Origin of the sequence: Bacillus sp. BK450 (assembly GCF_004364885.1) — a bacterium.
In the GTDB taxonomy this organism is placed as follows: domain Bacteria; phylum Bacillota; class Bacilli; order Bacillales; family Bacillaceae; genus Bacillus; species Bacillus safensis.
Genome location: NZ_SOBQ01000002.1, coordinates 285,786 through 305,927 on the forward strand (window position 1 = coordinate 285,786; position 20,142 = coordinate 305,927).

Annotated in this window: 26 protein-coding genes, 1 pseudogene and 1 riboswitch; of the genes and pseudogenes, 4 read left to right on the forward strand and 23 right to left on the reverse strand. The window is 41.4% G+C overall.

Features of this window, described 5'->3' with window-relative positions:
• Positions 1–29: 29 nt before the first annotated feature.
• The 6 genes from EV579_RS06560 to EV579_RS06585 form a co-directional block, all read right to left on the reverse strand.
• Positions 30–566, reverse strand: a complete 537-nt coding sequence (locus EV579_RS06560; RefSeq protein ID WP_024422843.1) for a spore maturation protein — start codon at positions 564–566, stop codon at positions 30–32.
• A 4-nt stretch (positions 567–570) separates the two neighbouring features.
• Positions 571–1,158 carry a nucleoside recognition domain-containing protein gene (locus EV579_RS06565; protein WP_024422844.1) on the reverse strand — a complete coding sequence of 196 codons (588 nt, stop codon included), beginning with the start codon at positions 1,156–1,158 and terminating at the stop codon, positions 571–573.
• The gene (locus tag EV579_RS06570; RefSeq protein ID WP_041085973.1) at positions 1,146–2,297 is read right to left on the reverse strand and encodes a D-alanyl-D-alanine carboxypeptidase family protein; all 1,152 of its coding nucleotides are present in this window, start codon (positions 2,295–2,297) and stop codon (positions 1,146–1,148) included. The genes EV579_RS06565 and EV579_RS06570 overlap by 13 nt, the downstream gene beginning before the upstream one ends.
• 112 nt (positions 2,298–2,409) lie before the next feature.
• Positions 2,410–2,889, reverse strand: coding sequence for a YpuI family protein (locus EV579_RS06575; protein ID WP_073206152.1), 480 nt, complete (start codon positions 2,887–2,889; stop codon positions 2,410–2,412).
• 113 nt (positions 2,890–3,002) lie between these two features.
• Positions 3,003–3,596: an SMC-Scp complex subunit ScpB gene (gene scpB / locus EV579_RS06580; protein ID WP_024422847.1), complete on the reverse strand. Its 594-nt coding sequence runs from the start codon at positions 3,594–3,596 to the stop codon at positions 3,003–3,005.
• On the reverse strand, positions 3,586–4,344 hold the full coding sequence (locus EV579_RS06585; RefSeq protein WP_024422848.1) for a segregation/condensation protein A: 759 nt from the start codon (positions 4,342–4,344) through the stop codon (positions 3,586–3,588). The genes scpB and EV579_RS06585 overlap by 11 nt, the downstream gene beginning before the upstream one ends.
• 209 nt (positions 4,345–4,553) lie before the next feature.
• Between EV579_RS06585 and EV579_RS06590 the strand changes: the two genes are divergently transcribed.
• Both EV579_RS06590 and EV579_RS06595 read left to right on the forward strand, forming a co-directional pair.
• Positions 4,554–4,646: a YjcZ family sporulation protein gene (locus tag EV579_RS06590; RefSeq protein WP_012010430.1), complete on the forward strand. Its 93-nt coding sequence runs from the start codon at positions 4,554–4,556 to the stop codon at positions 4,644–4,646.
• 90 nt (positions 4,647–4,736) lie between these two features.
• Positions 4,737–5,261: a DUF309 domain-containing protein gene (locus EV579_RS06595; protein ID WP_133744160.1), complete on the forward strand. Its 525-nt coding sequence runs from the start codon at positions 4,737–4,739 to the stop codon at positions 5,259–5,261.
• 24 nt (positions 5,262–5,285) lie between these two features.
• Here EV579_RS06595 and EV579_RS06600 read toward each other — a convergent pair whose 3' ends face one another.
• The 7 genes and pseudogenes from EV579_RS06600 to EV579_RS06630 all read right to left on the reverse strand — a co-directional run bounded on the left by EV579_RS06600 (position 5,286) and on the right by EV579_RS06630 (position 9,637).
• Positions 5,286–5,639: a GNAT family N-acetyltransferase gene (locus EV579_RS06600; RefSeq protein WP_024422850.1), complete on the reverse strand. Its 354-nt coding sequence runs from the start codon at positions 5,637–5,639 to the stop codon at positions 5,286–5,288.
• A 113-nt stretch (positions 5,640–5,752) separates the two neighbouring features.
• Positions 5,753–6,217 carry a 6,7-dimethyl-8-ribityllumazine synthase gene (gene ribH, locus EV579_RS06605; RefSeq protein WP_029706184.1) on the reverse strand — a complete coding sequence of 155 codons (465 nt, stop codon included), beginning with the start codon at positions 6,215–6,217 and terminating at the stop codon, positions 5,753–5,755.
• Between the two features lie 47 nt (positions 6,218–6,264).
• Positions 6,265–6,870, reverse strand: a pseudogene (ribB, locus tag EV579_RS06610) (3,4-dihydroxy-2-butanone-4-phosphate synthase); the annotation flags it as partial.
• An 11-nt stretch (positions 6,871–6,881) separates the two neighbouring features.
• Positions 6,882–7,532: a riboflavin synthase gene (gene ribE, locus EV579_RS06615; protein WP_133744162.1), complete on the reverse strand. Its 651-nt coding sequence runs from the start codon at positions 7,530–7,532 to the stop codon at positions 6,882–6,884.
• 253 nt (positions 7,533–7,785) lie between these two features.
• Positions 7,786–7,927: riboswitch (FMN riboswitch) on the reverse strand.
• A 106-nt stretch (positions 7,928–8,033) separates the two neighbouring features.
• Positions 8,034–8,378, reverse strand: a complete 345-nt coding sequence (locus tag EV579_RS06620) for a hypothetical protein (RefSeq protein WP_034623431.1) — start codon at positions 8,376–8,378, stop codon at positions 8,034–8,036.
• 226 nt (positions 8,379–8,604) lie between these two features.
• Entirely contained in the window at positions 8,605–8,844 is a 240-nt protein-coding gene (locus tag EV579_RS06625) for a DUF2164 domain-containing protein (RefSeq protein WP_133744163.1), read from the reverse strand.
• A 211-nt stretch (positions 8,845–9,055) separates the two neighbouring features.
• Positions 9,056–9,637, reverse strand: coding sequence for a TetR/AcrR family transcriptional regulator (locus EV579_RS06630; protein ID WP_133744164.1), 582 nt, complete (start codon positions 9,635–9,637; stop codon positions 9,056–9,058).
• Positions 9,638–9,948: 311 nt separating this feature from the next.
• On the opposite strand from EV579_RS06630, the gene EV579_RS06635 reads away from it, so the two are divergent.
• Positions 9,949–11,172 (forward strand): MFS transporter, encoded by a 1,224-nt coding sequence (locus tag EV579_RS06635; RefSeq protein ID WP_342674152.1) that lies wholly within the window; start codon positions 9,949–9,951, stop codon positions 11,170–11,172.
• Between the two features lie 30 nt (positions 11,173–11,202).
• On the opposite strand, the gene EV579_RS06640 is transcribed toward EV579_RS06635, so the two are convergent.
• Positions 11,203–11,640 (reverse strand): peptidylprolyl isomerase, encoded by a 438-nt coding sequence (locus tag EV579_RS06640; RefSeq protein ID WP_008359679.1) that lies wholly within the window; start codon positions 11,638–11,640, stop codon positions 11,203–11,205.
• A gap of 322 nt (positions 11,641–11,962) precedes the next feature.
• On the opposite strand from EV579_RS06640, the gene EV579_RS06645 reads away from it, so the two are divergent.
• Complete coding sequence (locus EV579_RS06645) at positions 11,963–12,847, forward strand: DUF1002 domain-containing protein (RefSeq protein ID WP_024428065.1); 885 nt, start codon at positions 11,963–11,965, stop codon at positions 12,845–12,847.
• Between the two features lie 39 nt (positions 12,848–12,886).
• Here the strand turns inward: EV579_RS06645 and lysA are convergent, their stop codons facing one another.
• From lysA to sigF, 9 genes are all read right to left on the reverse strand, one after another.
• Positions 12,887–14,212 (reverse strand): diaminopimelate decarboxylase, encoded by a 1,326-nt coding sequence (gene lysA / locus EV579_RS06650; RefSeq protein WP_103131984.1) that lies wholly within the window; start codon positions 14,210–14,212, stop codon positions 12,887–12,889.
• A 115-nt stretch (positions 14,213–14,327) separates the two neighbouring features.
• Positions 14,328–15,800 carry a spore germination protein gene (locus tag EV579_RS06655; protein ID WP_029708045.1) on the reverse strand — a complete coding sequence of 491 codons (1,473 nt, stop codon included), beginning with the start codon at positions 15,798–15,800 and terminating at the stop codon, positions 14,328–14,330.
• Positions 15,754–16,362 carry a stage V sporulation protein SpoVABEA gene (spoVAEA, locus tag EV579_RS06660; protein WP_044332804.1) on the reverse strand — a complete coding sequence of 203 codons (609 nt, stop codon included), beginning with the start codon at positions 16,360–16,362 and terminating at the stop codon, positions 15,754–15,756. The genes EV579_RS06655 and spoVAEA overlap by 47 nt, the downstream gene beginning before the upstream one ends.
• A gap of 6 nt (positions 16,363–16,368) precedes the next feature.
• A complete protein-coding gene (gene spoVAE, locus EV579_RS06665) occupies positions 16,369–16,719 on the reverse strand; it encodes a stage V sporulation protein AE (protein WP_007501045.1) in 351 nt (116 codons plus the stop codon).
• Positions 16,719–17,735: a stage V sporulation protein AD gene (gene spoVAD, locus EV579_RS06670; protein WP_024428061.1), complete on the reverse strand. Its 1,017-nt coding sequence runs from the start codon at positions 17,733–17,735 to the stop codon at positions 16,719–16,721. The genes spoVAE and spoVAD overlap by 1 nt, the downstream gene beginning before the upstream one ends.
• Positions 17,736–17,747: 12 nt before the next feature.
• Positions 17,748–18,200: a stage V sporulation protein AC gene (gene spoVAC, locus EV579_RS06675; RefSeq protein ID WP_024422861.1), complete on the reverse strand. Its 453-nt coding sequence runs from the start codon at positions 18,198–18,200 to the stop codon at positions 17,748–17,750.
• A gap of 20 nt (positions 18,201–18,220) precedes the next feature.
• Positions 18,221–18,637 (reverse strand): stage V sporulation protein AB, encoded by a 417-nt coding sequence (locus EV579_RS06680; protein WP_133744166.1) that lies wholly within the window; start codon positions 18,635–18,637, stop codon positions 18,221–18,223.
• Positions 18,627–19,247, reverse strand: a complete 621-nt coding sequence (locus tag EV579_RS06685; protein WP_024422863.1) for a stage V sporulation protein AA — start codon at positions 19,245–19,247, stop codon at positions 18,627–18,629. The genes EV579_RS06680 and EV579_RS06685 overlap by 11 nt, the downstream gene beginning before the upstream one ends.
• 114 nt (positions 19,248–19,361) lie before the next feature.
• Complete coding sequence (sigF, locus tag EV579_RS06690) at positions 19,362–20,129, reverse strand: RNA polymerase sporulation sigma factor SigF (protein ID WP_024422864.1); 768 nt, start codon at positions 20,127–20,129, stop codon at positions 19,362–19,364.
• Between the last annotated feature and the right edge of the window lie 13 nt (positions 20,130–20,142).

The window sequence follows — 20,142 nt, forward strand, 5'->3', positions numbered from 1 at the left end:
CCATCCATGAAATACAAAAAAGCGCCTGATTAGGCGCCGCTAAATAACAAACTGACGATAATCACAGAGGCAATGACACCAATGAGATCTGCTAGCAAACCTACTTTCAGCGCATCTCCCATTTTTTTAATCCCAACTGCTCCAAAATAGACCGTTAAAATGTAAAGGGTGGTGTCTGTTGACCCTTGCATGACAGCTGCAAGCTGGCCAATAAAAGAATCTGGGCCATACGTCGCTATTAAGTCAGATGTCATTCCAAGTGCAGCCGTTCCTGATATCGGGCGAATAAAAGCAAGCGGCACGACTTCTGGCGGGAAACCAATCGCTGTAAAGACTGGTTTTAATAGTCCCATGACAAAATCAAGCGCACCTGATGCACGGAATATCGTAATGGCTACAAGCATACCGACTAAATAGGGAATGATTGAAAAGGCAATTTGAATGCCCTCTTTTCCTCCCTCAACAAATGTTTCATAGGTTGGTACCTTTTTAATGGTTCCAGCAATCAAAATTCCTGCGATGATCAGTGGAATCAAAGCAAGTGACAGCCAGTTAATAAATGCCACAAGATCACCCCCGCCTGCTTCTGCGATAGTGGAAATAACGATCGATGATAATTGCACCGATTCCTGAAATGAGTGTTGCTAAAATGGTTGGCCCTACAATGTCTGTTGGCTGATCTGCCCCATAGGTCATTCTTATTGCAATGACGGTTGTTGGGACAAGTGTGATAGAGGATGTGTTGACCGCTAGAAATGTAATCATAGACCGGCTTGCCTCATTTTTTCCGCCGTTTAATGCTTTCATCTGCTCCATCGCCTTAATTCCAAGAGGTGTAGCGGCATTCCCGAGACCAAAGAAATTCGCCATGAGATTGGACAAAATATATCCCATCGCAGGATGATTAGGCGGAATATCCGGGAATAGCTTTGAAATAAAGGGCCGGCATAATTTACTAAAGAAATTTAACAGCCCTGCCTCTTCGGCAATCTTCATGAGCCCGAGCCAAAAAACGAGGACACTAATCAAACCAATTGAAATGGTAACCGCTTCTTTTGAGCCTTTAAATACAGCCTCGTTCACTTCCTGCATCGTTCCATTAAACATCGCATAGACAAGACCGATGACAGTGAGAAATACCCAAATTAGATTGACCATGAAGATCCGCCTATAGATGTCTGAAAGACAGACTTAAACATTTCTTGAAAGCTTTTTTGAGGCATGCGGTTTCGTTTATTTTCATAAAAAATCGGTAATTGCTCGATCACCTGTCCATCTAATAAAATCGTCATTTTTCCAACAACATCTGGTATGGCTTCGGCGTTTTTTTTCCATTTCTTTTTAGGGGTGAGCATTTCCGTTTCAATTTTGACAAGTTTTTTCTCATCTTCATTTAAAAAATAGTCCACATCACGCTTGATAAACGCTTTTTTTTCGTAAAAGGTCCCTTTTAACGAAGCAAGCCTTCCTTTTTCAGCAAGCACATACGTTTTATAGTGATCAAATGCATATTCAAACATAGAAATATGATCCTTCCAGTCGTCAGGTGCATTAATGGTCACAGCGATCAGCTCAGCATCACCCTTTGCAGCGGTGGAGACAAGTGTTCGTTTTGCAAGCTTTGTATATCCTGTTTTCCCTCCAGTGGAATATTCGTATAAACCGGTGAGCAGCTTGTTTTTATTTTTCCAATAGCCTTCCATTGTCTTCGCTTTATAGAAAGTTGTACCGGCAATTTTTTGATATTGTTTATGTTTCATCGCGTATTTTGTTAGGATCGCCATGTCATAGGCTGATGAATAATGATTTTTATGGTCATCGAGTCCGTGCGGATTTTGAAAATTCGTATTCTCCATTCCTAGTTCAGCTGCCTTTTGATTCATCATAAAGATAAATCCTTCTAAGCTGCCGCCAACATGCTCTGCAATGGCAACAGCTGCATCATTTCCAGAACGCAGCATGAGCCCGTACGTCAAATCTTCTAAGCTCACCTTCTGCCCTTCCTTTAAATAAATGGATGAGCCCTCCGCTTGAATCGCACGTTTTGATACTTTGACGGTATCTTTCATTTTTCCTGATTCAATGGCTAATACAGCCGTCATGATTTTTGTAATACTGGCGATTCTTCTTTTTTCGTGCTCGTCCTTTCCAAATAGGACTCTGCCTGACTGTCCATCTATTAAAATGGCGCTTCTTGCACTCACTGATAATGAAATGTCTGCTTTGGCATGTGAGGAAAAAGGCAGTAAGAGTGTAAATAGAAGAAGGACTGCTGTTCCAATTTTTAAATAGGGCATGTTCATTCACGTCCTTGTCCGTTTTGTACAAGTGTATGCTCAGCTGAAAAAGTTATGATGCCTCGTCCATAAAAAAAGCGCCTCTACATATAGAGGCGCTTCTTCAAATTGCTTATACCATTTTCACTTGCTGATGAGAAGTCGTATATTCCAGCTCTTCTCTCATCGCTAAAAAGTCTTTTTCTAATGAAGAAAATAATCGTTTCATATCAGCGGATACTTCATGGTGAAAAACAATGCTGCTTTTTCCTGTATAGGCCGAACGGCTGTCTTCATACCATGTATCCTTTTTAGGCGTGAAAAATTCTTCAATACATTGATGATAAATACGGTGGAGCATCTGCTGTGCGGCTTGCTGCGGGAATGTCTGCTGCTGGCCTATTTTCCTGCAAACTGCTGCTGCATCCTCGCTGTACACTGCAAGCTTCCGTAATGTACTCAATATGTCACAATAATAGGCTTCCGCTTCGGGGTTTAATCGTTTCAAGCTTGATAAGGTGGTTTCGTTCAGAAAACCATTCATTTCAATTGCAACCTTTGATAAAAAGACGCCTGCTTGATCAACTTGAGCCTTTACATTCATATGTGCCATTTGTTTCGTGTTTACCTTCCCCTCATGGCTTTGTCACCATTTTATCTGTCATCAAAAGATTTTAGACCTAAAATCTTTTTTATATTTTATCATACATTTTTCATTCTTTTGAACTATTTTATGTCTTCAAATGTTTGATTGAAGTTTTCAAAAAATAGATCGGCCTCTTCTTGTACTCCATCTGCTTCTACATTCTCTGGAAGCGGCGGTAATTCATCTAAAGCTTTTAAGCCAAATTGCTCTAAAAAGGTAGGGGTTGTCCCATAAAGAATCGCTCGTCCCGGACCATCGGCACGTCCTACTTCACAGAGCAGTGCTTTGGCTACTAAGCTATGAAGTACCCGCTCTGATTTGACTCCTCTAATCTCCTCTACCTCACTGCGTGTAATCGGCTGTTTATAAGAAACAATGGCAAGCACCTCCAGCGCTGCCTGCGACAAACCCTTGGATGGTGTCTCGACTAATTTTTTTAAATACATGCTGTATTCTTTTTTCGTCAGCAGCATATATGAATCTGCATATTCAATGAGCTCAATCCCTCGTTCTTGTTTTTGATATTCTTCCTTTACGGAAGACATAATGTCGAGTAATACCGACTCATCTACTTCAAGAACAGACATGAGCTGTTTTCTTGTTAAGCCTTCGTCACCTGCTGCATACAGCAGCGCTTCTAAGATGGCTTTCCAATTCACGATATCAAGCGTCATGAATCGTTTCACTCCCTATGATATAAATGTCTTCAAAGTTCCCTTCCTGCTCTAGCATGATTTGATGACTTTTCATCAATTCGAGAACAGCAAGAAACGTCACGACAAGGTGTTCCTTTTGATCATGTTGAAATAGAGTCATGAAATTGGTCCGCTTTTTTGTTTTTCTTAAATGGTTCATAATCTCATTCATTTTGTCTTCAATCGGGATTTCTTGTCTTGTAATCTTTGATGGTGCTGGTTTCGTTATTTTCTTTCGATTTAATACCTTTTGGAACGCACCTAACATATCATACACCGTTACGTGTAAATTTGTGTCCTTCGCTTCTGATTCTTTTGCAAATTCGCTTAAATCACTCGGTGGTTTTGTAAAGGCATTTTGCCTTTCTTCTTCGCGTTCCTTTAGTTCTTGTGCTGCATTTTTATACTTGCGGTATTCAATCAATTTGCCAATCAGCTCTTCTCGAGGGTCTTCTTCCTCTTCGAGCAGGTCTTCATCAAACAGCTCTTCCTCTTGTTTCGGAAGAAGCATTCTGCTTTTAATACTCAGGAGGGTTGCAGCCATGACCAAATATTCACTCGCAACATCGAGCTCAAGCTCCCTCATCGTGTGGACATATAATAAATACTGCTCCGTAATTTTAGCGACGGGAATATCATAAATATCAATTTCCAACCGGTTAATTAAATGTAAAAGCAAGTCCAAAGGACCCTCGAACGAATCTATTTTCACCTGATATTCCAGCATCTTTTTCTCACCATTTCTACTGTCTTCTAAGTACCGTTTCACCGGCTAACCTTTAGTATAAGACAGGATAAAGCTCTCGTCCAATATAATTTCGGCCATGATGCCTTAGGCAAATCAAGAAAAACAGTGGATCCGCCCATACCAATAAGGGCATTTATACATAGAATACCATTGTAATCAGAACTGATGAAAAAGGAGGCCGTATCATTATGGGAGATGGCTATAACTTCGGCGGAGGATTCGCGCTTATTGTCGTGCTTTTCATCTTGCTGATCATCGTTGGCGCGGCTTGGGTTTATTAAAGAAACAGAGCGTCCTTTTCACTAAAGGGACGCTCTTTCTTCTTTTCTTTTCGATATGTTAGACTGAGAGTGGAAAAGGAGATGACCGCTGTGTATCCTGAAGCGTACGTGGCTTTTTTACACGAATTTCATACGACAAGAGATTATTTTGAATGTCATGAAATTTTAGAGGAATATTGGAAAGAAGATCCCCCTGAGCAGCGCAAAGAATATTGGGTCGGGCTCATTCAGCTCGCTGTTGCCTTGTATCATCAAAGGCGGGGAAATGGAAAAGGAGCAAAACGGCTCATTTCTAACAGTCTTCATTTGTTAGAAGCAAACCGTTCAGTATTATCGAATCTCGGTCTGGATGATGAGGCATTTCTGGTGCTTCTGAGAACGCTGAAAAAGAAAATGGATGAAGATATGCCCTATGAAAGTGTGATGCTGCCAATCAAAGATGAAGCACTTCTTTCTTTATGCCAAGAAATGGCCCAAAAAGAAGGACTGCTCTTTGGACAGGAAAGCAACTTATCCCATACATTTTTAATCGAAAAACATAGACTCCGTGACCGGACAGAAGTTTTGCTGGAACGAAAAAAGCAGATTGAACGTAAAAAAAGCAGAGGACTGTAGCCTCTGCTTTTACATGTGTGATATTTAATTTGATTCGCTGTGACACTTATGAAAGAAGCCTTGCGTTAATTCATTTGGAATGAGTGTTTTGGTTTTAAATATTTCTTCCACGGCTAAAACCATTTCCTTGCCGATTCCTTGATCACGATGGGATGGATTCACACTAATATGCTCAATTTGTACTTGGTCGTCTGTTTTCAACACACCAATAGCACCTACAATATCCTCGCCATCTTTCCATAGGAACAGCTGCCGATCTTCATCCATTTCATATGACTTCATCGTCTGCTGAAGCTGTTTGACGTCTTTCTCACCCGGCATAAAGGACAGAAGTCCCATGGCAATTTTTTCAAAAGACCTCTTGTAACGAATTAACATATATACCCCTCAATATTCAAATTATCCTAATTTCCAGCAAATGTCTTATGATTCATTTGCTCATCACACATTATAAACATTTTTATACCGTTTTTAAACTCTTTTTCACTAAATTAAGAGAACGTTCGATTGAGATTCGCCATTTCAATAGCAGCTGCAGCCGATTCGCTGCCTTTATTTCCTGCTTTTGTACCAGCTCTTTCAATGGCTTGTTCAATAGATTCTGTTGTGAGTACACCAAAGATAATCGGTACCCCTGTTGACATAGCACTCTGAGCAATTCCTTTAGCAGCTTCATTACAAACGTAATCATAGTGAGTCGTGGCGCCTCTGATCACGGTTCCAAGTGTGATGACTGCATCATATTTTTTGGTTTCTGCTAATTTTTTTGCCATGTACGGGATTTCAAAAGCGCCTGGTACCCACACAACATCGATATCATCACCATTTGCTCCGTGTCTGAGTAATGTATCTTCTGCTCCATCTAACAGTTTACTTGTAATAAAATCATTGAATCTCGCTACAACGATTGCAAATTTTAGTCCTTCTGCTACTACATGACCTTGTATTGTATTCATATGTTGATCATCCTTTTTTGTGATTTTTATTTTGTTTCAATAGCGGCTGTTCGATTGTTGTTTAAATATGTCTGTAATGCTTCGATTGTCAGCATCTTTAAATCATGCTGTTTTTGGATCTCCTTTAGTTCAGGGACGCGCGCCATTGATCCATCTGCATTCATAATTTCACATATGACACCCGCTGGCTCTGAGCCTGCCAGTTTAGCAAGATCAACCGCCGCCTCTGTATGACCTGGTCTTTCTAGTACGCCGCCCTCTTTTGCAATAAGCGGAAAAACATGTCCTGGTCGGGCAAACTCTTCTGGTTTTGCGTCTTTATTTAACATGGAAAGCATGGTCGTGGAGCGCTCAAAAGCACTAATACCAGTCGTCGTTGTCACATGGTCGATGCTTACTGTAAATGCTGTATGGTGTGCATCCGTATTATGTTCAACCATTGGATGCAGATTCAGGTGTTTGGCGATCGACGCATGGACTGGCGTACAAATGAGGCCTCTTCCATGTAATGCCATGAAGTTAATCACCTCAGGCGTGGCATGTTCAGCAAGTGCCACAAAGTCTCCTTCATTTTCTCTGTTTTCATCATCCACTACGATAATGATTTCTCCTTGTTTAAGGGCATTTACTGCCTCATCAACGGAATGATACATACAATCGCCTCCTAGAATCCGTGCTCTTTTAGAAATGATGGGGTCAATCGAGATGGCTGTTTTTCGCTCTGCTCTTTTGTTAAAAAGCGATAAATGTATTTACCGATCATGTCACACTCTATATTCACGATATCCCCCATAGATTTAGTCGGGAAAATAGTTCCTTCAAGCGTGTGAGGAATAATAGAGACTGTGACATGTGAATCTCCCAAATCGAAAATGGTCAAGCTGACACCATCTATTGCGATCGAACCCTTTTGGGTGAGCATATCTGTGAGGGTCTTGTTCATTTTTAAATCATAGTAAATGGCATTACTCTTCTTTTCTATCCGGGTAATGACAGCCGTTCCATCAACATGGCCTGAGACAAAATGGCCGCCAAATCGTCCATTTGAGGACATGGCTCGCTCTAAATTCACTGGACTGCCTTTTGTCAGCTGATCCAGCGATGTCGCTTTGACCGTCTCTGGCATCACATCTGCCGCAAACTGTTCTTTTGTGAAGCTAGTGACTGTGAGACATACTCCATTAATGGCGATACTGTCTCCGAGTTGAACATCTTCCAGCACACGGCTGCATGTAATGACAATTTCCATAGCATCTGCTGACTTTTTACTTAATGACTGAACGGTGCCAATTTCTTCAATTATCCCCGTAAACATGTGATCCTCCCTTTCGTTTCATTTGTATTTCTCACTTTTTAAAAAAGCGATGTTAGGGACATGTGATCGATTGAGCACCTTCGTCGCTTTTTATGGTCCATACAAGGTAGATGAGGGATCACCTAATAAACACTGCATGCAGTCTATTAACGACAAAATCATACAGAAAGCCCCGGAAAAAATTCCGGGGCTGTGGTTTTTTTGCATCAGAAATAAGACTATGATCAACAAATATTTTTCGTTCATAGCTTTCTTTATCCTTCTCCCATCCAGACTTTCACTGTCGGCTTCAGCTTTTCACTGAATCAACCGTTAATAAATTAACGGGTCACGGGCTGTAAAGCATTTGCTTTATTACCGTCGGTCGGGATTTTCACCCTGCCCCGAAGGATACAATCGATATTTAGCTGTCCTTAGGGGCTATTATAGCGATCCTTGTTGTCAAATGCAACAATCAAGATTTCTTCACAAAAAAAGTCTCCTTATAGGAAAGGAGACATGTTAATTTACGACTTTTACTACTTTTATCAGTCCATCTATTCTTTTTTCATTACTAAAGTAGGCTTTAATACGATCGCCTTTTTTCAGATCGGCCACATCATCTTCAAATTTCTTACCATTAAAAATGATTTTTGTGCCATTCTTCGCTTGACCGTAATATTCATCTCCATCAATTTTCGTAATGGTATATTCATAGATGGTATAATCTTTATCATTATTTGTTAAGCTTTCGCCAATGGCTGTTGGCACATCTTCAATTTTCATGCCATTCATGTATAAATAACCTGCGCCTAAACAAAGCAGTAAAACAAATAAGATCGCCATTTTTAATTTAATTTTCCCCATATTTAGAACCTCCATCATCTGCACTTCGCCTATTTGTATGTTTTATTCCTTCTTTTATTGAAATAAAACCAAAAAAGCTGATTTTCATTAATGGTTACTTATATAACGATTCAGATGGCCCTTTGGTTCCACCTCTTAATCATTACATATGATACGAATATGCGTTCTTTATTAAGGGGGTCTTTTTCCTGTTTATTAGTTCGTCACACACCATACTGCAAGCTTTTCATTGTATTCTTTTTTCGAGTGCAAATAAGTCTTCCTCTAACAATTGTGACCGCTGAACAGCGATGCTGCGGCTGTCGCGAACCCCTTGATTATAGTAGTAGCTTCCAAGGTTTTTTGTGATAAATTCTAGTATATTAATGGCTGCTAATTCACCAATCTCTTCTTCTCGTTCTTCAGCAAAATAACGCTGAATGGCCATCGTCATTTGATTTTTCTCTTCTTTTGTGAGTGGTTTCAAAGTATCCCCTTCTTTCTTTCGGATTTCTTCATTTGCATCTGATGTGCTGGCACCCCGCAAATACGAATGTTTGTTCTCCTATCATATCATAAAAATACATTCTGCGCATGACTGCCCTATAAGAAAAAGCGTATTTTGATGTAATGGATCAAATACGCTTTCACAATGCTAATGATTTTTTCACGGAAGCAGTCATGGCGTGTTATCCATTTTATTTTAAAATGGATAGGATCGTCGCTACAGAATGATCTACAAATGAACGCTCTGGACGTGACTTCATGAGGACGGTAAGCCCGATGAAAGAAACGACCAGTGTCTGTGCTAAGGCTTTAGCATTCAAGCTGTTTTCAAGCTCACCCGAGCGAATACCTTGCACAATCTTTTCTTCAAATATGACCGAAAGATACATCTGATGCTCTCTTGTCAGAATTTCAAATTTCTCTTCGTGTGGAGCAAGCTCCACTATCGTATTAATGCAAAAACAGCCTTTACTCGGGCCATCTCTATATTCCTCTTCCACTACATCTGTAAATAATGTATGAAATGCTTCCTTTATAGATTGATTGTTTTGAAGTTTTGTTCGAATACGGGCTGCATGCTGCTTTGTATATTTACGTAATGCAGCCTCAAATAACTCCTCTTTATCTCCAAAGGCTGAGTATAAGCTTGGCCGCTGTATTCCCATTTTTGCAGTCAAATCGCTTAACGTTGTAGCTCTATACCCCTTTTCCCAAAAAAGCACCATTGCATCATCCAACGCTTTTTCCTCATCAAACTCACGCTGTCGAACCATCCTCAATTCCTCTTTTCAACAATAAAATCATTTCACCAAAACAATTATTCATTTATTTGTAAGGATATCATTTTTTATTACCAATCAGTACATTATAATTTTATTTTATTCATGTAAAATTGTCAAACTGTCTTTCTGTTTTTAAGATCAACTTAGAATAACTGGATTAAACTCTTGACTTTAAAACATTTTGTTCGTTATCCTTAACAGGAATCATTTTATACCGATCGATATATTATACTTTTTAGTATAAAAAGGAGAGGATGCAATGAATGGTTAAAGATAAAATGACTCCAAGAGATCATCCTGATATGAAAACGGCTCATTTTCGAATAAAACCTGAATCAAAGATGAGTCACTATATGGCACTACTTTTTGCAGCAGCGTGCGGGATGGCTGTGGCAAACATATACTTCGCACAACCGTTACTAGATTCACTGGCAGACGAGTTCGGTATCACGTATTCATCCATTGGTATTGTCATTACGATTACTCAGCTTTGTTATGCGGCGGGGCTGCTACTGATCGTACCGCTTGGTGATCTGTTGAATCGACGACGGCTCATTATCAGTCAGATGCTTTTATCTGTGCTTGCCCTCATTCTAGTCGGCATCGCTCCTATCGTCACCGTCCTATTTCTAGGATTAGCAGTGGTCGGACTGCTCGCTGTAGTCACTCAGGTACTCGTTGCGTTTGCAGCAAGTTGGGCTGCTCCAGAAGAACGCGGCCGTATAGTCGGCTTGGTGCAAAGTGGAATCGTAACCGGCATTCTTCTCGCTCGAACCTTTGCTGGTGTATTAACCGATTTTGCTGGCTGGAGGTCTGTTTATCTTGTTTCTGCCGTCATCATGCTTATCCTAACTGGCGTATTGTTCCGAGTGCTCCCGCGTGATGACAGCAAAAGAGAGTCATTATCCTATGTTCATCTGCTTCGTTCAATGTTTATATTGTTCATACAAGAACGAATCCTGCGCATCCGTGGGATTTTGGCTCTTCTGATTTTTATCGTCTTTGGTACGTTATGGACTTCACTCGTACTGCCTCTCAGTACTCCGCCATACTCTCTTTCACATACTGCAATTGGCGCATTTGGTCTTGCTGGAGCAGCCGGAGCGTTAGGGGCTGCTCGGGCTGGCAGCCTTGCTGATCGAGGTTTTGGACAGTTCACAACTGGTATAGCTCTTGTCCTATTATTCATTTCATGGTTTTTCATCAGTTTGACTGAACATTCACTTATTGCATTAGTCATTGGCATTATCATTCTTGACCTATCTGTGCAGGCAGTTCATGTGACCAACCAGAGTATGATTTTTACAGTACGGGCTGAGGCGAGAAGCCGGCTTACTGCGGCTTACATGATTTTTTACTCCATCGGCAGTGCGACCGGTTCAATTGTTTCAACCAGTATATACGCGACCTATGGCTGGGGCGGAGTATGTCTCTTTGGTTCCTCTATCAGCGCTTTAGCCATTTTGTATTGGTTCATCACCTACCGCCTAACGAAACAAATCACAGTCGTCTCACAAACAAAATAAAAAAACACCGCGATTAAGCGGTGTTTTAGATTAAGCATCTACAACTTCAACTTTTTCCATGCCTTGGCCTTGCTCCATATCAAGTACAGCCTCGATACCAGATGTTACCTTGCCAAAAACAGTGTGAACACCGTTTAAGTGCGGCTGCGGGTCATGTACGATAAAGAATTGGCTGCCGCCTGTGTCTTTACCAGCATGTGCCATTGATAATGAACCTCTTTCGTGCTGATGAGGATTTCCTTCTGTTTCACATTTAATTGTGTAACCAGGACCACCCGTTCCATTACCGTTTGGGTCGCCGCCTTGGCTGACGAAGCCTGGGATCACGCGGTGGAATTTTAATCCATCGTAGAAGCCTTCATTCGCTAATTTTTCAAAGTTTGCTACTGTACCTGGAGCAGCCTCTGGGTAAAGTTCAAACTCAATTTTCTTTCCATTCGTTAATTGTATGTATCCTTTTTTCGCCATTTTTCACATTCTCCTTTCAGGTTAAACAACGCTCATTATAGCACATTTTCGGTGATGTTAAACATCCCCTGCTCTTCGATTGTCATTTACCTCTTAATTGATGATTGATAAAATAGGGTTGCTTGATTCTTTTTTCCTAATAAAATGATATTTGACTAAATGACATGTCTTCATTTATCGGAACAGGAACACATCTTAAAAAGAAAATTGAAACGTCAAGCCAATTTGTTACGTCTATATGATGGAGTGCACTACTTTACGTGTACTCAAAAGCTAAAGTTTCTCTTGAAAGGGGAACGCTTTCGACTTGAAGGAGGTCAACATGTTTAAAAAAATGATGCTTGGTATGATGGCAGCGCTCCTTTTCCTAATTGGTGCGCCAAAAGTCAGCTTAGCGGATGCAGCTGTCGGCGATGTCATCGTCACACTCGGGCAAGACCTAACACCGGCTGATCGCCAGAAGGTGCTTGACGAGTTGAATCCACCTGAAAATGCGACAAAAATTGAAGTAACCAATAAAGAAGAGCACGAATATTTAGGAAAGTATATCCCTCGTTCTCAAATCGGGACGAGAGCATTATCATCTTCATCGATCACCATTGAAAAATCAGGTACTGGTCTCACTGTGGATACACACAACATCAAGACCATTACAGATGAGATGTATTTAAATGCTTTAATGACAGCAGGTGTCAAGGATGCCAAGGTTGTCGTGACTGCTCCATTTGAAGTATCTGGTACAGCCGCTCTGACGGGCTTACTAAAAGCGTATGAGGTGTCAAGCGACAAAGCCATTCCAGAAGATGTGAAGCAGGTGGCAAACGAAGAGCTTGTGACAACTTCTAAATTGGGTGACTCTATCGGGAAAGATAACGCTTCTGCCCTTATTGCAAAAATCAAAGATGACATTGCAAAAAACGGTGTCCCTAAAACCACAAAAGAAGTAGAAGAAAAAGTGGATCAGGCTGCTTCTGATTTGAACTTAAATCTGACGCAGGATCAAAAAGATCAGCTTGTCTCGCTATTTGATAAAATGAAAAACATCAATATCGATTGGAATCAAGTAGGATCTCAAATTGATAAAGCAAAAGACAAGATTACTAAATTCATAGAATCGGATGAAGGGAAAAACCTTCTTCAAAAGATTTGGGATTTCTTTGTCTCCATTTGGAATGCGATCGTTTCTGTATTCACTGGAGGAAAATAATTCATGAAAAAAAGCTGCCTGAACACCAGGCGGCTTTTTTTAAGTAGATGATTTCACTTTTGATTGATACGGTAAATCAAGTTTCACAATGTCCTCATATGTTTCACGCTCAACCACAAGCTGCGCTTCCCCGTCTTCTACAAACACAACAGCTGGGCGCGGGATACGGTTATAGTTGTTTGACATACTATAGCCATAAGCTCCGGTACAAAAGACAGCTAATAAATCCCCTTGTGATAATTCTGGCAGATCGATATCCCAAATGAGCATATCTCCACTTTCACAGCATTTACCGGCAATTGAAACCGTTTGATCATGCGTTTGGCTCATTTTGTTGGCACTTGCCGCTTCATATTTCGCTTGATATAAAGCTGGACGAATGTTGTCACTCATTCCACCATCTACTGCAACATAATCACGGATGCCAGGTACATGTTTTGATGATCCGACCGTATAAAGAGTCGTCCCTGCATCTCCAACAAGAGAACGGCCTGGTTCTATCCAAATCTCTGGCATATCAAACTCGTAGCAGGCCACGTTCTCTTTCACAGCTTGGATAATTTTTTCGACATATTCTGTCGCAGGAAGTGGTTCATCCTCTTCTGTATAACGAATCCCAAATCCGCCGCCTAAGTTTAATACCGTAGAAATAAAACCAAATGATTCTCTCCATTCATCCAGCTTCAAAAAGATTTTATCTGCTGCAAGGACAAAACCAGCCGTATCAAAAATTTGTGAACCGATATGACAATGAACACCTAAAAGCTCGATCACTTCTGAACCAAGCACTTGTTTCACCGCTTCATCTGCTTGTCCATTGTGAAGATCAAAGCCAAATTTTGAATCCTCTTGACCTGTCGTAATGTAATCATGCGTATGCGCTTCGACACCAGGCGTGATGCGGAGCAATACTTTCACTTTTTTTGACAGCTCTTGACCAAGCTGTTCAATGAGCTTCATTTCATAGAAATTATCCACAACAATACAGCCGATCCCATGCTCTAAAGCCATTTTTAATTCTTCTCTGCTTTTATTATTGCCATGGAAATGAATTTTTTCTACTGGGAATCCAGCGCAAATAGCTGTGTGAAGCTCACCGCCTGATACGACATCAAGAGATAATCCTTCTTCTTTGGCAAGCTGAAACATGGCGATGGAGGAAAATGCTTTACTCGCATATGCTACCTGCGCCGTTAATTCTTCTTCTATAAATGCTTTTTGAAAGCTTTTTGCGCGCTCCCGTATTAAAGCCACATCATATACATAAAGTGGTGTCCCATACGTTTCAGCTAAAGAAACAGCATCAACACCACCAATTTCTAAATGACCGAGTTCATTTTGTCTGCAAGTGCCGTGTAAATACAATGTCATTCCCTCTTTCTCCGCTTCGGCTGAAAAAAGGCAGCTGCGTGAGCTGCCTTTTGCCGTGTCTCAAAGTTAAAAATACAATATCACAATCTTCAGCCACTTTCAATGAGCGTTAAGAATTTGGCGGTATTTTTGATCTGTTTTGAGGGTGAACAATGCTCGGCCTTACTTTTGAGCCAGGAACAGACGTCCGAATCAGCACTTGCCACAAAGCCTTTCCATTGAAAGGAATGAACGGCCACATATAAGGTGTCTGCAATGAACGAATGGATGTTAAATAAATGATTAACAACGTAAAACCAATGATGAGTCCATTCAGCTTAAAGATTGCCACTAGTGCTAGGATGATGAGCCTTACAATCTTATTGGCGACACTCAGCTCATAGCTTGGCGTTGTAAAGGTACCGATCGCTGCCAGCGAGACGTATAAGATGACCTCTGGTGTAAACAAACCCACATCAATAGCGATTTGTCCAATTAAAACAGCCGCGATCAACCCCATGGCAGTCGACAACGCGGTTGGCGTATGAATGGCTGCCATCCTTAAAAATTCCACCCCAAAATCAGCAAGAAATACTTGAAGAATCACAGGAATATGAGAAGGTTTGTTAAACCCAATATAGCTTAAATTGTCAGGCAGGAGATTTGGTTCGAGAATAAAAAGAAACCAAATCGGCAAAAGAAAGGTAGAACATAAAATGCCTAAAAAGCGTACCCATCTTAGGAACGTACCAACGGCAGGCGCCTGGCGGTATTCTTCTGCATGCTGAACGTGGTGAAAAATAGTGGTTGGTGTAATGATGACACTAGGGGATGTATCTGTAATGATGATGACATGCCCTTCTAATATGTGGTTAGCGGCGACATCCGGACGCTCGGTGTAACGCACTAGCGGAAAGGGATTATATCCTTGCTTAATTATAAATTCTTCAATCGTTTTATCAGACATCGTCAGCCCATCGACTTTGATTCCTGATACTTCTTTTTCTATAATATCTACTAAGTCAGGGTCTGCAATATCTTCAATATAGCAAACACAAACATCCGCTTTTGAACGTTCGCCTACTTTGAGCATTTTGTATCTCAGCTTTTCATCCCGCACTCTTCTTCGAATAAGCGCTGTATTCACAATAATATTCTCAACAAAGCCGTCCCTTGCTCCCCGGACCACCTTTTCTGTATCCGGCTCTTCAGGCATTCTGCCAGGATAGCTTCTAACATCAATGATAAAGGCGTAGTTTTCACCTTCTACAACGACTGCTACAAGCCCAGACAGTACTTGATCCACTGCTTCATCCAGCGTTTCTACCTTGGAGACCTGCTGATTGACAAGGCGGTTCTCGACTACATGTGCAAGATCATCGGATTCAGGTTCGTTGTCATTGATTTCGATTAGCTCTTTTAATAAGTAGATAATATACTGTGTATCACACAATCCGTTTACATAGTAAAGCTGGATTTCCTGATCGTGTATATAAATTTTCCGAACACCAAGGTCAAAGCTGAGACCCATTCCGACATTTTCCTTGAAGTAATCTTCATTTTTCTTCGGGTCTCGGTACACGTTTACCTTGTCTTTCTTCATGGAAACCACTCCTTTCTAATATTAATTCCACTGCTTTCATCGTGATTGGAGATCCCTTGCTCAGATCATCTTTCCGTCCCATCTTGCCAATATCTCCAATACCGACAACTAACGGAAGATTGAGGGAGTCAAGACAATACACTGTATCACCGCTCATTTTATGGGGCTCCATTTCGGGAAGACCGTGTTTGTCGACACCGTATTCTGTCAGTTCACCTTCCCTGTCAATGGAGACATGGACCTTTGTCCATTCGGCTTGGTGCGTTTTGGATGCAACTGCGATCGCTCCAATGACTTCGATTTCAGGGTGGCGCGCCACATGTTTCATCGCTGTCTCGCCTGTTCCTTCACCTGTCAAACCAGAATCATCGAACATCACAAAGACTGGATCATACGGCGTTTTTAAAATCATCTGAACAAGTTCAGGTCCTGTCCGTTTGCTTGGATTTCCTTTTGAGCTGGAAATACATCGTCCGCCAACGTTTTTAGCGGCAAGCTCAATGGTTTTGGCAGCATATATATCTCCGTCTGTCACTAAAATGACTTTCCGTTTTTGCCCCATATTCGGTTATCCTTTCGGTTTAAAGATAAGTGCGATAATAAATGAAAATAAAATCGCAGCTGATATTCCAGCAGAGGTTAATTCAAAAATACCGATACCGATGCCGATGAATCCGTGCACATCTGCCTGATGCATGGCCCCATGAAGCAAGCTATGACCAAAGCTGACAATTGGTACGGTTGCGCCCGCACCTGCAAATTCAATAAATTTATCATAAATACCGAATCCGTCTAAAATGGTACCTGCCACAACAAAAGTAGTCATGACATGTGCAGGCGTGAGTTTGAGTACATCTAGCAAAAGCTGGCCAATGACGCAAATAAGTCCGCCTGCCACAAAAGCGATAAGATAATCCATTAGCTCTCTCCTCCTGCACGCTCAAATACGACACCGTGCGCAATGGTTGGAATGGTCTCTTTTTGCTGAACCATCATTGGGCTGAGTAACGCCCCGGTTGCCACAACGAGTACTCTTTGCAGATTCCCTGCTTTCATTTCTTGAAAAATATGACTAAATGTCACAACCGCTGAACAAGCACAGCCGCTGCCTCCAGCGAATACGTTTTGGTCGGGTGTATAGATGATTAAACCGCAATCATCGTGCTTTCGCCCAAGCTGAATGCCTTCTTCTTTCAAGAGATCCTTTAAGATCGGTGAACCAATGCCTGATAAATCTCCAGTTAAAATCAAATCGTAATCATCTACTGTTCTGCCTAAGTCTTCTAAATGCTGCTTGATGGTGTCTGCCGCTGCTGGTGCCATGGCCGATCCCATATCAAATGGATCTGTAATGCCAAGATCCATGACCCTGCCTACCGTTGCGCTCGTAATTTGAATTTGAGAGGGTTCTTGGCTGATAATAACGGCTCCGCCACCAGTTACTGTACTTGTTGCTGTATCTGGCTTTTGTCCCCCGTATTCTGTCGGATTACGAAATTGGCGTTCTGCAGTCGCATTGTGACTGCTTGTTGCTGCGATGGCTCTATTTGCAAAGCCGCCATCAATGAGTGCTGACGCAATGGCGACTGATTCCATTGAAGTCGAGCATGCCCCAAACAAGCAGAGAAACGGGATCTTCAGCTCTCTTGCCACATAGTTTGCTGTGACGTTCTGGTTGAGTAAATCTCCAGCCAGCAAAAGATCAATATCGCTTTTTTGCAAATTTGCTTTTGATAAAGCGGTTGATATCGCATCATCCATGAGCTTCCTTTCAGCCATTTCCCAGTTCTTTTGATCACAGTGCATTTCATCGTACGTTTTATCAATTAAATGACCAATCGGGCCTTCTTTTTCTTTCGGTCCTGCAGCAGTTCCTTCTGCATTGACATAAAGCTTGTGCTCAAATACCCAAGATTGTTTACCTGTTAGTTTCACCTTTCATTCCTCCTACGAAAACATCTTTTCCAAGACGTATCGAATGATCCCTACGACATATGCCGAAACGACACCAAATACAATAACGTTCCCAGCGAGTTTAAACATATTTGTGGCAACACCTAAAACAAGCCCTTCACTTTTATGCTCAAGGGCAGCACTTGTCATACTGTTAGCAAAGCCTGTCACTGGTACAGCTGATCCGGCTCCAGCAAACTGGCCGATTCTATCGTAAATACCGATACCCGTTAATAGAGAAGAAATTAAAATGAGGGTCGCCACTGTCGGGTTCCCTGCTGTCTTTTCGTTAAAATCAAAAAAGTGGATATAGAAATGTTGCAGCCCCTCACCTATCAGACAGATTAAACCGCCAACTAAAAACGCCTTAATGCAGTTGAGGACATAAGGAGGTTTGGGCTGATATGTTTTCACCTTAGATGGATAGTTCTCTTTTAAACTCGACACGTGTTGTTCCCTCCAATTGATTAAATATAAATAAGCCAATGAAATAGTGAACCAAATACCTTTCCTAAGACGATGGCCATGAGCAGCAAAACAATTTTCCCGTCCATTCCAATTCTTTTCGTTAATATAGGAAGTACATTTAATACTTCAGTGAGTGCAGCTGCAAGCATGCCGATGAAGATGCCTGATAAAAGACCGACCGGCATCGCCAGCCATTTGGTTAAATGAAGATGTATTTGACTTAAGGTGGCCCAGCCCCCAACAACCGCCCCGCTAATAACAGCCGCCTCGTATCCTTGTATGAAGCGCTGCGTTTTGGTTAATTGCATTAAGCGGGGAATGATGCCAAGCACTGTAAGAAAAGCCACAAATCCTGCTCCGACCGTTAAACCGCCGCCAAGTCCAACGAGTACGACAAAAAGCCACTTACCGATCATGGATATCCTTCAATGTTTCTTTATTTTCATTGAGTGCGACATAATGATCGAGATCGAGCTGATATTTAAACATTTCCACTTCGAGCGGACTTGGTTCTTCATTTAAACGCTTTTTAAATACATGATTGAAAAACAAAATCATGCCAAAACCGAGTCCAAAGCTATATGGAATTTGTAATAAATACGGATGCTCAACCGTTTTCCCTGTGATCATTTCATATAGGCGGATATGAACGAGCCGCATACTGACATCCTCGTGGAAATTCATAATGGCAAGCGCCGCTCCAACAAATAATAGGAGCCATACAAACACAAATAAAACGGGAGAAAGCTGGCGTTTGCCTGTATCAATTTCAACAATGGCCTCAGAGCCGCCAACGGTTTGAATGTCGATATCTGGCCACGTTTTTTTGATCGTTTTGACGACATGCATGATATCAAGAACGGCGATGTGACGATCCTTTTTGCTGACATGATACACCGGCATTTTGCTAAGCTTTTGCACAGCAAACTCATCACCAGTGATTTGGGCGATATCCTCTAAATAAATGAGCTGATCAATACCGGTCTTGATTCGATGGCGCAGCCGAATAAAGATTTGTCCGTCCATCCAAGTCACTTCCTATACGATGGGTTAAAAATAGTATGTGGTGAAAAATGGTTCTCATACTGATAGAACTTGATTTACCGGTAATTACCACACAAAAAAAGCCAGCCGAATCGGCTAGCTGTCTTTTTGATCCATTTGCATTTGGATTTGTTTTAAAATTTTCTTTTCAAGCCGTGAGACTTGCACCTGTGAAATGCCAAGTCTCTCTGCAACCTCAGATTGTGTCTGGTCTTTATAATACCTTAAATACACAATGAGTTTTTCCCGTTCTTCTAATTCCTTGATCGCTTCTTTCAATGCGATTTTGTCAAACCATCTTTCCTCAGAATGATCGGCAATTTGATCAAGCAATGTAATCGGATCCCCATCATTTTCATATACCGTTTCATGAATGGATGAAGGGGAGCGCACCGCTTCTTGGGCGAGGACGACATCCTCTGGTGTGATATCAAGATATTCGGCAATTTCCTGAACAGTCGGCATTCTTCCATGAGACTTAGACAATTCATCCCTTGCCCGACGAATTTTATTTCCGAGTTCCTTTAATGACCGGCTGACTTTGACCGTTCCATCATCCCGAATAAATCGCTGAATCTCGCCAATGATCATGGGGACGGCGTACGTTGAAAACTTTACATCATATGACAAATCAAATTTATCAACAGATTTCAGCAGTCCAATACAGCCAATCTGAAACAAATCATCTGGTTCATATCCCCTATTTAAAAAGCGCTGAACAACGGACCAAACAAGACGCATGTTTTTTTCTACGAGGAGGTCTCTTGCTTGCTGATCACCGTCTTGGCTTTTTTTGATGAGCTCTTTGACTTCATCATTTGACAGCTGGGCTTTTTTAGCTTGCTTTTTTACCTCCACATCCATATGAGCAGCTCCT